Source organism: Pseudomonas sp. TMW22091 (genome assembly GCF_022496705.1).
In the GTDB taxonomy this organism is placed as follows: Bacteria; Pseudomonadota; Gammaproteobacteria; order Pseudomonadales; family Pseudomonadaceae; genus Aquipseudomonas; species Aquipseudomonas saxonica.
In genome coordinates, this window is sequence record NZ_SCFI01000007.1 from 144,132 (window position 1) to 156,902 (window position 12,771).

15 protein-coding genes and 1 pseudogene are annotated in these 12,771 nt (G+C 58.1%); 8 read left to right on the forward strand and 8 right to left on the reverse strand.

The window, feature by feature from the left end; all coding sequences use genetic code 11:
• Position 1: 1 nt before the first annotated feature.
• Positions 2–1,198, reverse strand: a complete 1,197-nt coding sequence (locus EQV93_RS15100; RefSeq protein WP_122783162.1) for an efflux RND transporter periplasmic adaptor subunit — start codon at positions 1,196–1,198, stop codon at positions 2–4.
• Between the two features lie 112 nt (positions 1,199–1,310).
• Here EQV93_RS15100 and baeS point away from each other — a divergent pair, with 112 nt between their 5' ends.
• The 4 genes and pseudogenes from baeS to EQV93_RS15120 form a co-directional block, all read left to right on the forward strand.
• The gene (gene baeS / locus EQV93_RS15105; protein ID WP_122783161.1) at positions 1,311–2,729 is read left to right on the forward strand and encodes a sensor histidine kinase efflux regulator BaeS; all 1,419 of its coding nucleotides are present in this window, start codon (positions 1,311–1,313) and stop codon (positions 2,727–2,729) included.
• 2 nt (positions 2,730–2,731) lie between these two features.
• The gene (locus tag EQV93_RS15110) at positions 2,732–3,406 is read left to right on the forward strand and encodes a response regulator (protein ID WP_122783160.1); all 675 of its coding nucleotides are present in this window, start codon (positions 2,732–2,734) and stop codon (positions 3,404–3,406) included.
• A gap of 145 nt (positions 3,407–3,551) precedes the next feature.
• Positions 3,552–3,803 (forward strand): helix-turn-helix domain-containing protein, encoded by a 252-nt coding sequence (locus EQV93_RS15115; RefSeq protein WP_122783159.1) that lies wholly within the window; start codon positions 3,552–3,554, stop codon positions 3,801–3,803.
• Positions 3,800–4,338, forward strand: a pseudogene (locus tag EQV93_RS15120) (HipA N-terminal domain-containing protein); the annotation flags it as partial. The gene EQV93_RS15115 and the pseudogene EQV93_RS15120, both read left to right, overlap by 4 nt.
• Before the next feature lie 9 nt (positions 4,339–4,347).
• Here EQV93_RS15120 and EQV93_RS15125 read toward each other — a convergent pair.
• The 5 genes from EQV93_RS15125 to EQV93_RS15145 all read right to left on the reverse strand — a co-directional run bounded on the left by EQV93_RS15125 (position 4,348) and on the right by EQV93_RS15145 (position 6,907).
• A complete protein-coding gene (locus tag EQV93_RS15125; RefSeq protein WP_240891874.1) occupies positions 4,348–4,500 on the reverse strand; it encodes a hypothetical protein in 153 nt (50 codons plus the stop codon).
• 6 nt (positions 4,501–4,506) lie between these two features.
• A complete protein-coding gene (locus EQV93_RS15130; protein WP_240891875.1) occupies positions 4,507–4,767 on the reverse strand; it encodes a hypothetical protein in 261 nt (86 codons plus the stop codon).
• A 107-nt stretch (positions 4,768–4,874) separates the two neighbouring features.
• Positions 4,875–5,390 (reverse strand): cupin domain-containing protein, encoded by a 516-nt coding sequence (locus EQV93_RS15135; RefSeq protein ID WP_122783158.1) that lies wholly within the window; start codon positions 5,388–5,390, stop codon positions 4,875–4,877.
• Positions 5,391–5,569: 179 nt separating this feature from the next.
• Complete coding sequence (locus EQV93_RS15140; RefSeq protein ID WP_122783157.1) at positions 5,570–6,265, reverse strand: tRNA (adenine(22)-N(1))-methyltransferase; 696 nt, start codon at positions 6,263–6,265, stop codon at positions 5,570–5,572.
• Positions 6,266–6,274: 9 nt separating this feature from the next.
• Positions 6,275–6,907 (reverse strand): helix-turn-helix domain-containing protein, encoded by a 633-nt coding sequence (locus EQV93_RS15145; RefSeq protein ID WP_122783156.1) that lies wholly within the window; start codon positions 6,905–6,907, stop codon positions 6,275–6,277.
• Positions 6,908–7,085: 178 nt separating this feature from the next.
• On the opposite strand from EQV93_RS15145, the gene EQV93_RS15150 reads away from it, so the two are divergent.
• The 4 genes from EQV93_RS15150 (at position 7,086) to EQV93_RS15165 (ending at position 10,091) form a co-directional block, all read left to right on the forward strand.
• Positions 7,086–8,222, forward strand: coding sequence for an NAD(P)/FAD-dependent oxidoreductase (locus EQV93_RS15150; protein ID WP_240891839.1), 1,137 nt, complete (start codon positions 7,086–7,088; stop codon positions 8,220–8,222).
• A gap of 25 nt (positions 8,223–8,247) precedes the next feature.
• Positions 8,248–8,625 carry a Rid family detoxifying hydrolase gene (locus tag EQV93_RS15155; RefSeq protein WP_146386789.1) on the forward strand — a complete coding sequence of 126 codons (378 nt, stop codon included), beginning with the start codon at positions 8,248–8,250 and terminating at the stop codon, positions 8,623–8,625.
• Positions 8,626–8,700: 75 nt separating this feature from the next.
• Positions 8,701–9,768, forward strand: a complete 1,068-nt coding sequence (locus EQV93_RS15160; RefSeq protein ID WP_146386787.1) for a YkvI family membrane protein — start codon at positions 8,701–8,703, stop codon at positions 9,766–9,768.
• A gap of 161 nt (positions 9,769–9,929) precedes the next feature.
• Positions 9,930–10,091, forward strand: coding sequence for a DUF2986 domain-containing protein (locus tag EQV93_RS15165; RefSeq protein WP_122783152.1), 162 nt, complete (start codon positions 9,930–9,932; stop codon positions 10,089–10,091).
• A 97-nt stretch (positions 10,092–10,188) separates the two neighbouring features.
• On the opposite strand, the gene EQV93_RS15170 is transcribed toward EQV93_RS15165, so the two are convergent.
• A complete protein-coding gene (locus EQV93_RS15170) occupies positions 10,189–11,472 on the reverse strand; it encodes an MFS transporter (RefSeq protein ID WP_122783151.1) in 1,284 nt (427 codons plus the stop codon).
• A gap of 40 nt (positions 11,473–11,512) precedes the next feature.
• Positions 11,513–12,652, reverse strand: a complete 1,140-nt coding sequence (locus tag EQV93_RS15175; RefSeq protein ID WP_240891840.1) for a mandelate racemase/muconate lactonizing enzyme family protein — start codon at positions 12,650–12,652, stop codon at positions 11,513–11,515.
• Positions 12,653–12,771 lie beyond the last annotated feature (119 nt).

Consider the following 12,771-nt stretch of genomic DNA (forward strand, 5'->3'; position numbering starts at 1 on the left):
TTCAACCCTCCTTGGCAATTGCAGTGGACGCCGCACGGGTCGGCAGCGAACGGGTTTCGCTGTTTTGTGCCAATACCTCGTTACCCACCCGGACTTTCTGCCCGCCCTCGACAATCACCTGATCACCGGCATTCAACCCGGAGGTGACCCACCATTGATTGCCCACGGCACGGTCAATGGTCAGCACGCGCTGTTCGACCTTGCCCGAGACCACCACCAGCACCGAGGTCACGCCACTGGCGCTGCGGGTGACGGCTTTTTGCGGGATCAAAATGGCTTTGTCGTCGATGGCCTGATCCAGCACGGCGCGCACATACATGCCCGGCAACAACAGGTGATCGGGGTTTGGGAACACGGCGCGCAGGGTCACGGTGCCGGTGCCTTCAGTGACGGTGACGCCGCTGAATTTGAGGCTGCCTGCGTGGTTGTAGGTGCTGCCATCATCGAGCTTGAGCAGCACCGGGGTTTCGCCCTGACCATTGTTTTGCAGGGTGCCGCTGGCCAGATCGCGTTTGAGGCGCAGCAACTCGCTGGTCGACTGGGTGACGTCGACATAGATCGGGTCCAATTGCTGCACGGTGGTCAGCGCGGTGTCCTGACTGGCCACCACCAAAGCGCCGGGGGTCACGGTAGAGGTTTCGATGCGGCCACTGAGCGGAGAACTGATGCGCGTGTAAGCCAGATTGATGCGCGCGGTTTCAACGTCGGCCAAGGCCACTTGCAGGTCGGCCTCGGCGGTTTGCAGGCTGACCTGCGCGTCTTCATTGTCTTGTTGGCTGATGGCGTCGATCTTCGCCAGTTGTGCGTCGCGTTTGGCCGTGGCCTGCGTCGACTTCAGCGTGGCGCGGGCCTTGGCGGCGGTGGCCTGCGTCTGGGCAAAGGCCGCCTTGTACGGCGCCGCGTCAATTTGATACAGCGCCTCACCGGCCTTGACCTCGGCCCCTTCGACGAACAGGCGCTGCTGCACAATACCGCTGACCTGCGGACGGATCTGCGCAACCATAAAGGCTTGCGTGCGCCCGGCCAGTTCAGTGGTCAGCGCTTGAGATTGCGGTTGCACGGTCAGCACCGACACCTTGGGCGCCTGCGCCACCGGCGCGGAATCACCCGCTGAACAGCCGCTCAGCACAATAAGCAGCAGTAACGACACCACCACGGCGGCGGTGACCAACGATTTGGTAAAGAGTTTGAACGACATATCTGCCTCTGCATGACGGGGGGCGTTAGCCATGACCCATGCTGCGAGACAAATGTGCAGGAAAATTGAAGATTGCCTGCACGTCTTGAATCTTCTTCGTCCGGGGGCCTAAATGAGCGGGTCATTCACCGACCCGCACGAGCCCATGAAACTGAGTATCTCCACCAAATTGTTTAGCGCGGTTCTGGCCAGCGTGTTGTTTGTGATCCTGAGCATGGGCCTGGCCACCAGTTGGAGCTTTACCCGCGGCTTTCTCGGCTACCTCAATGAGCAGGCGCTGGAGCGCATGGCGCCGGTATTGCCGCGTCTGGCCAGTGCTTATGAGCGCGAAGGCAGCTGGGAGTTTTTGCGTAACAAGCCTGACCGCTGGTTTGAAATCATGCGCCCTGACCACACTGATGAGCCGGCGACCCATGACTTGCGAATCCCTTCCGCCTCCGACTTGACCGGCGCGCTGTTTCGCATCGCCCTGCTCGATCAGGACAAAAAACGCGTGACGGGCTACCCGTCCATTGCCGATGACGCCCTGCTGCGCCCTATTGAAGTGGACGGCAAAGTCGTGGGCTGGCTGGCCGTTACGCCGTTTCAAAGCGTGACCGAAGCGGGTGGTTCACGCTTCCAGCAATACCAACTGCAAACCAGCCTGGCGATGGGTTTTGTGTCGCTGCTGCTGGCGATGCTGATTGCCTGGTGGATTGCCCGAACCTTGCTCGACCCGGTCAAACGCGTGGCCGCGGCGACCCATAAACTGGCCGCCGGGGAATACAGCAATCGGGTACAGGTGTCGTCCAATGACGAAGTGGGCCAATTGGCCCGCGACTTTAACCAATTGGCCTATACCCTGGAACGCAACGAGAAAATGCGCCGCGAGTTTATGGCTGATGTGTCCCATGAGCTGCGCACCCCACTGTCGGTGCTGCGCGGCGAACTGGAGGCCATTGAAGACGGCGTGCGCAGCCTTGATCACAGCTCCATGAAATCGCTGCAAGGTGAAGTCGGCATGCTCAGCAAGCTGGTGGACGATTTGTATGAGCTGTCCCTGGCCGACGTCGGAGCGCTGACCTACCGTAAAAGCCCATGCGACCTCAATGAGTTGTTGGAAACCGTGGTGGCAATGTTTCAGGAACGCTGCAACGCGGCCGGGTTGAAAGTTGAACTGAAACTACCGGAGCAGCCGTTGTTGCTTGAGGCGGATGCCAAGCGCCTGCAACAACTGTTTGGCAACCTGCTGGAAAACGCCGTGCGTTATACCGATGCGGGGGGCCAGTTAGTGATCAGCGCCAGCGCAGACGGCGACGACGTACTGGTCAGCCTGATGGACTCGGGCCCTGGCGTCGACCCGCAGCAACTGCCGCGCCTGTTCGAGCGTTTCTATCGCGGCGAGGCTTCGCGCAACCGCGCCAGTGGCGGTGCCGGTCTGGGGTTGGCGATTTGTCACAGCATCGTCCTCGCCCACGGCGGCAGCTTGACGGCCGATCATTCACCGCTGGGCGGCCTGTGGCTTAGCCTGCGTTTGCCACGCAAGGTGTAAGCATGGAAGAGCACGCAGAGATTCTGATTGTTGAAGACGAACCGAAACTGGCGGCGCTGATGCGCGATTACCTGTCAATGGCGGGGTACGCCGTGCATTGTCTGGAGAATGGCCTTGAGGTGATCCCGTGGGTGCGCAGCCACACGCCGCGACTGATCCTGCTCGACCTGATGCTGCCGGGGCGTGATGGCCTGGACATTTGCAAGGAACTGCGCGGGTTCAGCGCCGTGCCGGTGATCATGATTACGGCGCGGGTTGAAGAGGTGGACCGTCTGCTGGGGTTGGATATTGGCGCTGACGACTACATCTGCAAACCCTTCAGCCCGCGCGAAGTGGTGGCCAGGGTCAAGGCCATTTTGCGTCGCAGTCCGCAGCTGGAAGTGGTGGCACAGGCCCGTATCCACATTGATGAAGAGCACTACCGGGCGTCTTTTGATGGCGTGGCGCTGGATTTGACGCCGGTGGAGCTGCGGCTGCTGAGTACCTTTGCAGGGGCGCCGGGCCGGGTGTTTTCGCGGGATCAGTTGCTGGACAAGCTGTATTCCGATCATCGCGTGGTGACTGACCGGACGGTGGACAGCCATATTCGCAACGTGCGCCGCAAACTGGCGCAGGCGTGTCCGGGGCAGGATCCGATTCAGTCGTTGTACGGGGTGGGGTACAAATTGGAGCTTTGAGGGTAAGGAGCCCCTCACCCTAGCCCTCACCCGGAGGGAGAGGGAACTGAGCGTGTGAACTTCGATTTCAAGGCAGTCACCCTGCCCTGCGCCAAGCCGCTCATCAGCCAAGATTTGGCGCGCAAAAATGTAACGAATACACGACATGGATTACCAAACTGTCTGCCTTAAAGTCGGTTCACAGGTTCGCGATCTGCGTAAACACCGCGGGCTTAAGCAGGCCGACCTGGCCATGACGGCGGGGATTACCCGGCAAAAAGTCATTGAAATAGAAAAAGGCAGCCCTTCAGTCGCCCTGCAAGCGTACGCCCGAGTCTTTGCCGCGCTGGGCTGTGAGTTGCGGTTGGTGCCCGCCACGCGGCCAACGCTGGACGAAGTCGAGGAGCTGTTCAAGTGACTATCGACAACCTCGTTGTTCATACGCCTCAAGGTCACAGTGGCCGCTTGTTTATCGGCGCAGACAACCACTATGTGTTGCGCTACGACCCTGAGGTCAACCCCGGCTGCGCAATCAGCCTGCTGATGCCCTTGCGCACCAGGAGTATCGCAGGCGCGAGCTGCACCCGATTTTCCAGATGAACCTGCCGGAAGGGTTTGTGCTGGAACAACTGCGCAATCGCCTGGCCAAGACGGTCAACGTCGACCCAATGCTGATGCTGGCTCTATCGAGCAGCTATTCGCCCATTGGGCGCGTATTTGTCAGCACACCCAAGATCAACGAATTGATTCAAAAGCACGATAGCCAAGCCTCAGGAGAACGGCTTGACGAGATTTTGGCGTGGGATGGCAAATAGGATATTTTCTTCGAACTGGTTGACCGCTATATCTTGCGGGCGGGTATCTCAGGTGTTCAGCCCAAAGTGCTGGTGCCTGAAAAGTCGGAAGTTCCCGCTCAACGGTTTACCTCCAAAACGTCTGAATTGATTATCAAAATAAAGGGATCAGTGCGACAACGTATAGCGCCCGGTATTTTGGCGAATATCGGGCTTTATCGGCCCCGATTGCTGACTGAACACAAAGGTGCCTCGCCGGCCGGTCTCACACACCAGTGTCAGGGTGTAATGCACAGGCTCGCCTTGATAGACCTCCTGCATGACCAACTACCCCAGGTCATGGGCATATTTGCGATACACATAATCACCGCTGGACATCACCTCCGTGCCCAGCACTTCGAGCTGGTAACGCCCCTCATCCAGCTTCAACCGCAGCAAATTACCGGCGTTAGGGTTACTGGGGGAGTAGTGAGGGTCGGCCACATTGATCATGGTTTTACCCACCAGTGAAGCCGGCACGTCGCAGTTGGCCGCTGCCTGTGAAGCGAATGAAATCAGGAGTGAGCAGGTAATAAGGCGAGTTAGCATTGGAAAATCCCCACGGCTTGAAAAGAAGCAGCCTATGAGCCAACGCGACTGTCGTCGCGCTGGAAGTGTTTACCAATCGTAAAATCCCAAACCCTTGCCCCCTTTGTTCAAGGCGCTATGCAGACTTTTGCGGCAGCGGGGTCTTTCGGCACAAAGGAGTCCTGCGCGCCCGGTTTCAGCACCACATAGCCACGACGCCATGGCTGGTCGTCGACCATCTTCCAGCGATGGCCTGAGCCGGTATTGTCTTCGGCCACCAGCACCTCACCCGGGTGCAAGGTGAATGTCTCACCGCCGCGCGTCTCGAATGCCAACGTGCCCGATAATGTGATGACGTATTGCGGCTCGGGGTCGTTGTGCCAGTCATAGGCCGCATGCGCCGGGGTCTGCTTGAAGTGAATCGAGGTCACGTCATTGCGCATGTTCTGGTCAATGGTGCCCTCCACAACATGCGAGGCTTTATCAGCCCCCGTACAGAGTTTGAACGCCTTGATGGTGTCAGTCCCGGAGGGGGCCGCTTGAGCACCACTCAAGGCGGCAAAGGTGAGCGCGATAACCCCCGCCGTGCTCAGGCCTAACCGCTGAATGGAGAAATGCCGGGGCGAGTGTCTTAGTGGCTGCATGGGACGGGGTTGCCTCGTGTGTGGATGAATATTCGCTATCGTCGTCTCGGGCCAGTATCGGGACAACTAACAAATAATTCATTAAACGAAGTGTTCCCCGAGCGCCGGCATGGGCGCGCACAGACCCCAAGCTTGAATCGCTGACGAGGGCACGGGCGGTTGCACACCCGGCATCGATTTCAGCCCAGCAGTTCAGTAATCCACCGGGCCTGTTGAGCAACCTCGTGCACTTTCACGTCTGGCACGGCCTGCCGCGCCTTGGCGAACTGCGCCAGGGTCTGCTGTTTATGGCGCAATATGCGCTGCCACTTGCTCAGAAACACAGGGCTACGCGCCTGCATCTGCAAGGGCCCGAAGTACAACTCCTCGGCGCTATACACCACCGGCCCGGCACGCTCGGCGACGATGATTTCGTAGTAGAAGCTGTTCTCACTGAGCAGTTCTTCGCTAACGATGCGGTAACTGTTTTCCATCAACCATTGGCGCAAAGGCTGCTCGCCGCCGTTCGGCTGCAGGATCAAACGCTCCTGGCCGCTCAGACGCGCTTTGCCGTTTTCAAGGATGTCGCGGATAGTTTCACCGCCCATGCCGCACAGACTGATCGCCGTAATGTCGTCTTGCGGCTCAATCGCCTCAAGACCGTTGGCCCTGCGCACAGTGATCTGCTTTTCGAGACCGTTGTCGCGCACGGTGCGCTGCGCTGCGTGAAACGGCGTCAAAGCCACCTCCCCTGCCACCGCCGCCGCAATCAGTCCCCGGCGCATTAAGGCCACCGGCAAATAGCCGTGATCCGAGCCGATATCTGCCAACCGCGCACCGGCTGGCATATGTGCCGCCACCCGCTCAAGGCGCATGGACAAGGTGTGTTGATTCACAGCAAATCCTTAATGTTCACGAATGTCTGACATCACCACCATCACTTCAGCGTCAGCCCCGTCGTCACTTTCTGACAGGTAAATATGGCCAATGGCGCTGTTGAAATAAGCCGTTTCACGGTTACCGATGCTGACTGACTCTCCGGTTTCGAATTGAATGCGCACTCGCCCGGCAAGGACAACGGCAAACTCTTGCCCGGGATGACGGATGAAGTCCTCGAATTGCGTCATATCCCGGGCACTGATCCGCGCATACATGGGCGTCATCGTGCGAGCCGGAAAATCCCCCGCCATCGGGTAATAGTCGTAAGTCCCCGTGCTGTAACCCGCCGCGCTGTCGATGGTCGAGCAGACCACTGTCGGCTGTGCGGCCCCTGGCGCCAGCTGAATCGGGCTGAAGAGCTGAGCAATATCAACACCCAGGGCACGTGCCGCTGCGGCGAGCTTTTCGTAACTGACCGACACTTGCGCCAGTTCCATTTTCGATAAGGTCGACAACGCTACGCCGCAGCGCTCGGACAATTGCTTGAGCGTTAATTTCTGATGTTTACGGATATCGCGCAATCGCGCACCGACTTGCGTGCGATCTATCGGTGGCTGGGCCTGATGGCCCGAAGCGGACGAGTTTCGATCAGAACTCATACGAACTCTCCAGGGTAAAAATAGCCGCACAGTATATAGCCGATCCGGCGCGGGCCGCATGACCTAGGGATAAGGGTTGACTGGATAATTCTCATATCTTACATTTCTCTCATATGAGAATTTAAGCGCCTACCCGTAATCTTCTTCTTGCCCCCCTTGACCGAAGGAAATAGTTGGCATGCATGACAGCGAGTGTTTCGATTTCGCCGTAATCGGCGCCGGTATCGCGGGAGCCTCAGTGGCGTATCGCCTGGCAGCCCATGCCCGTGTTGTGGTGTTGGAGCGCGAAAGCCAGCCGGGTTATCACTCCACCGGTCGTTCCGCTGCGATGTTTATGGAAAATTACGGAACGCCGCAAGTCCAGGCATTGACCCGCGCCAGCCGGGGTTTTTATGAACAGCCACCGGCCGCCTTTACTGAGCACGCCCTGCTGGAGCCACGCGGCTGTTTATATATTGCCGGCGCAGAACAACGCGACTTATTGGACAAGGCTTACCAAGCCAGCAAAGCCCGAGCAGGCAAGGTGTCATTGATTGATACCGCCCAAGCATTGGAGTGGGTTCCGTGCCTGCGCCCGGAAGCCGTCGTCGGCGCGATGCTGGAAACCGAGGCCCGAGACCTGGATGTAGATGCGCTGCATCAAGGCTTTTTGCGGGGCATGAGCCGTAGCGGCGGTGTGTTGCAGTGCAATGCACAACTGACTGGCGCTATCCGGGCCAACGATCACTGGCAATTGACCCTGGCCGATGGCCGTCAAATACGGGCGCGTAATCTGGTCAATGCCGCAGGTGCCTGGGCCGACCAAGTGGCTGTGCTGTGTGGCGTCAAACCCGTGGGCTTACTGCCTTGTCGGCGAAGTGCTTTTACTTTCGACGGGCCTGAAGGAGTGGATTTCTCGCGCTGGCCGGCCGTTATAGGGATCGACGAGAGCTTCTACTTTAAGCCCGATGCCGGTCAGCTCCTGGGTTCCCCCGCCAATGCCGACCCCGTGGTGCCCCACGATGTAATGCCCGAAGAGCTGGACATTGCCACCGGAATTTTCCACATCGAAGCCGCCACCACCTTATCTATCCGCCGGCCACGACACACATGGGCGGGGCTGCGCTCATTCGTTGCCGACGGCGATCTGGTAGTGGGTTGGGACAATCACTGCGAAGGTTTCTTCTGGCTGGCCGCACAAGGCGGCTACGGCATCCAGTCTGCGGCTGGGGTTTCGCAACTGGCGTGCGCCCAACTGCTCAATCAACCCTTGCCGCAAACCCTGCGCGAACACGGGGTCGACCCGCAGCGCATGGCCCCTGCCCGACTGCGTTAACCATTCTTTCTAACCGAGGCTCACCATGTCTGACCATCTTCAGCGATTCCCTAGCCACCTGCCTTACCCGTTTTCCAAAGCGATCCGGGTGGGTGATTTCCTCTTTCTGTCCGGCCAAATACCCATGAACCCCCAGGGCGAGGTCGTGCATGGCGACATCGGTGAGCAAACCGAAGCGGCAATGGCGCGTATCGGAGAAACCCTGGTCGAGTGCGGCGCGGGGTTTGATCAAGTGGTCAAGACCACGGTATGGCTATCGGACATGAAGCATTTCGCTGGTTTCAACGAAGTTTACAAGCGTCACTTCCAGAATGGCTTCCCGGTGCGCTCCACCGTCGGTGCGCAACTGGCGCTGGGGGTCGATGTGGAAATCGAAGTCCAGGCGTGGGTCGGCACGCGCTAATCCTCTTTGCCCATTTGCCATTGCGATGGCCCGTGGCGCTGCAAGTCCCCACAAAAACAACTCAAGGGCAATCGCATGAAAGACAGCGTGAAAATAGCCGGCGCATTCGTCGGTGTAATCGTCGGCGCCGGGTTTGCATCCGGCCGCGAGTTGCTGTTGATGTTCGCTAACTTCGGTGTTTGGGGATTGCTCGGCGCAGTGGTCAGCGCTGCGCTGTTCACGTTCCTCGGCATGGCGCTGGCGGGTATGGGCAGCCGGCTGCGAGCCCAGTCACATAAAGATGTCGTGTATGCATTGTGTGGACGCCACCTGGGCGCCGGCGTCGACATCATGATCACCTTCTTCATGTTTGCGGTGACGGTGGTCATGCTGGCTGGCGGCGGCGCCTTGCTGGAGCAGCAATTCGCCATTCCCGCCCTCTACGGCAGCGTGGCGGTCACAGTGATCGTGGTCACTATCGTGTGCCTGGATGTGCACAAGGTCATTGGCCTGATCGGCGCGGTGACACCGTTCTTGATTCTCACGGCAGTGGCTGTAGCGCTATATGGCGTGGCTACTCGCGACCTGAGCCTGAGCGCCCTGAATCAGCTGGCAAGCCAACAAGAAGCAGGCGCAAGTCATTGGTTGCTGGGGGCGTTACTGTACGTGTCTTATAACATCGTGGCCGGGGTGCCTATTCTGGCGATCATGGGGGGTGCGGCTAAATCCGAGAAACAGGCCGTCTGGGGCGGACTACTAGGCGGGGGGCTACTGGGGCTGCTAATGCTTGTCATGAGCCTGGGATTATTATCGCGCCTGGACAGCGTGGCAGACTTGCCGATGCCGATGCTTTCAATCGCCACTGAAGTCTCCCCGATCCTTGGCCTGATCATGGCTGTGATCATCTTATTGATGATTTTGAACACGGCGGTCGGCACCCTATATTCCTTCTCGGCCAGACTGCTACCCGCTGGCACCCGGCAATTTCGCATCGGCACAGCAGTGGCAGGGGTTCTGGCGTTTGTTGGCAGTCTGGTGGGCTTTATCAGTTTGGTCGGGCAGGTGTACCCGTTGTTTGGTTACCTGGGATTTTTTCTGATTGCCGCAGTCGTCGTGGGGTGGCTGCGCGCAGGACGCTTGGCTGAAAAAGTATCCTGCACCTGACCACTGCAGGTATTGGCTCGCCAAAATCACCAGCCCGCTGGCGCGTGAATACCAAGGAGAAGGCAATGAGCGGTTAACGATCATTGCCTTCTCTCGATACAAATACGGAGCAATGTTTCAAACTGTTATGATTTGAGCCTTAGCAATGCCGGACAGCACACATGAATCGCCGTAAAAAAATCACTCAGCTTCTAAAAGCTCACGCCAAAAAGGCCAGCGCCAAACTGGCGCCAAAAAACAAAGTGAAATACATCAGCAAAGCAGACCGCTTAAAACTGGCCGTTGAAGCTGAGCCAGAACAAACGACACCCACCCAGAGCTGATCGTTACTGCTGGGGGATCAGCCCCGGGGGTACGTCGCAGTGGCTTACAGCAATACACCGCGGATGCGGGCGCCCAGGCGCCAGCACCGCTGCGCGATTAGCCCGTCATGATCGCTGAAACCTGACCTTGTGGGTTTGCCCCCCTCACAGCCAGTACCACCACCAGCATGCCAAGGCCGCATACAGCAGCCGAGATGACAAAGGCCACGTTGTAACCACCGCCATACTGCACAACCAGCCCCGTCAGTGAGGGCGCGATGATGCCCGCCAGATTCGCCAACAGATGAACAAAGCCCCCAGTGCCGCCGACCCGATTCTTGGGCACGATGTCCTGAATCAGGGCCCAGCAGATTTGCGGGGTCACAAACAGGAAAACGCTGGACACCGTGATACAGGCAACGGCCATGCCCAATGAGGCCACTTGGGTGGTGATCAGCACACAGATCGCCGCCACCCCCAACCCCACTGTGAGCATGATCTTGCGGGCCAGAATCACGTTATTGAGCTTTTTCGCCAAGGCGTCAGTCAGGAAACCTCCCCCAAGAAATCCCACCGCAGCGCCCAACCAAGGCACCATCCCGACGATGCTCATGCTTTTGATATCCAGGTGCTGGTAGTCCATCAAATAGCTTGGCAACCAGGTGAGGAAAAAATACAGCACGTAGTTAAAGCAGAAAAATGCCGTCGCGACGGCCAGCACCGGGGCGCTGAAAATATAACTGACCAGGCTGCGACCTTCCTCAACATGCTCAACCAGCACCTCCTGACGGCTGGTGCGAATCAATTCACGCTCAGCCTCGCTGACTTTAGGGTGTTGCTCGGGGGTGTCCTTGAAGATCATCAACCAGGCCACCAGCCACAATGCTCCCAGCGCAGCGATGACCAAAAACGAGACTCGCCAGCCAAAATTGAAGGCCACCAACCCCACGACCGGCCCCGCCAATGCCGCACCCAAGGGTTGACCGCAATTGGTAAAGCCCAATGCACGGCCCGCTTCTTCTCGGGGAAACCAGTTGGTAATCGCCTTGTTGGTCGTGGTGCCCATCGGCCCTTCGCCCATGCCGAACAACACCCGAAACACCAACAACTGAACGTAACCGGTGATGACTGCGGTTAAACCGCAGAACAACGACCAACTTCCTGCTGCCCAGGCAAACACCCTTTTGGGGCCGTATTTGTCCGCCGCCCAACCGCCAATAAAGCACAGCGCGCAGTAACCAATAAAAAAGGAGCTGAAGATAAAGCCCATTTGAGCGTCATCAATATGCAACTCGGTTTTGAGCAGCGGTGCGACCACCGAGAGCGCTGCACGATCCAGATAATTAAGCATGCCGGCAAAGAACAACAAGCCTGCAATGCTCCAACGGTATTTGCCTTTCATTTTTATATGGCCTTTTTTATGAGTGGGTACAACTGAGGGCTTACTCGATCAACGCGCGGTCTACGCAATAATCTTCAATCACCTGCACATCCGGACTGAAACCCAACCCGGCAACACGGGGCAGCTCCATGCTCGGTTTAAAAGCCAGTGCCGGGTATAGCAGCCGCTCGAACTCAATAAAGGGCACTTCCAGAGCCACGTCAGGGGGGAGTAATGTGCACAGGTGCGCCACCGCCAACAGCCCCGGGCCAAAGTAAAAACAATGCGGCACAACCTTCACCCGATGGTGTTTAGCCAAGGCAAATACCTGGAGCATGGCGCCGATGCCGCCGATTTTCGCCACGCTAGGTTGTACGATGTCGATCGCTTGTTGCTCAAGCAACGCTTTGATGCCTTCTACCCCCGCCGCATTTTCACCGGCGGAGACAGGCACGCCCACGCGTCGAACTTCAGCCAGCCCGGCGACGTCATCAGGCGGCCAGACGGGCTCCTCCAGCCAGGTCAACTCAAGGTTAAGCAAGCGTTCTGCGATGCTCTGCGCTTGGGCCACAGACCACGGACAGTTCACATCCACCATTAACTCACCCGCAGACACAGGCAGCGCCTCACGGGCCGCCTCAATGGCTTCAACGCGGGTTTCGTGGAGTTTGATTTTGCGAAAGCCCTGCGCGCGGGCGCGGGCAACCTGACGGCGAACTTCGTCAGGATCGTTGCCGTAACTGACCAGGCTGGCGTAAACCTCAAGCGTTCGCCGGGTACCGCCGAGCAGTTGATAAAGCGGCATATCGGCGCTCTGAGCCGCCAGATCCCACAAAGCAATATCAATGCCCGAGAGTGCATAGACCATCGCTCCAGTGGAGCCAAAACCATGGACGGCACGACGCGCCTTTTCCAGGGTGAGCTCACGGTCTTCAAGCCGCGTGCCGATAAACAGAGGCGCTACGACGCTCTTCAACGCCTCAAATGTCACCCCATTGCTACCATGCCCGAACGCCTCACCCCATCCCACCTTTCCTGTGTCGGTGGTGACTTTCAGCATCAGGCTTTGCATCGTGCGATGACTTGGCGACGCCGCATTGAAGGCGTCATCGTCCTTGGCTTGATTGGGCTGCTGTGGCCGCTCAGAGCCAGCCGTGAACGGGATACTAAGGCGTAAGATTTCGATACTGCGAATATTCACAGGTCGGTCCCCCCATTATTATTGGATGTGCGGGTCTGCCGAAAACACAGGTACGTTATCGTACAACATCAAAAATCCAGGGTGAAACAATTTATAACAAGTTGCGTTCACAACCTGCT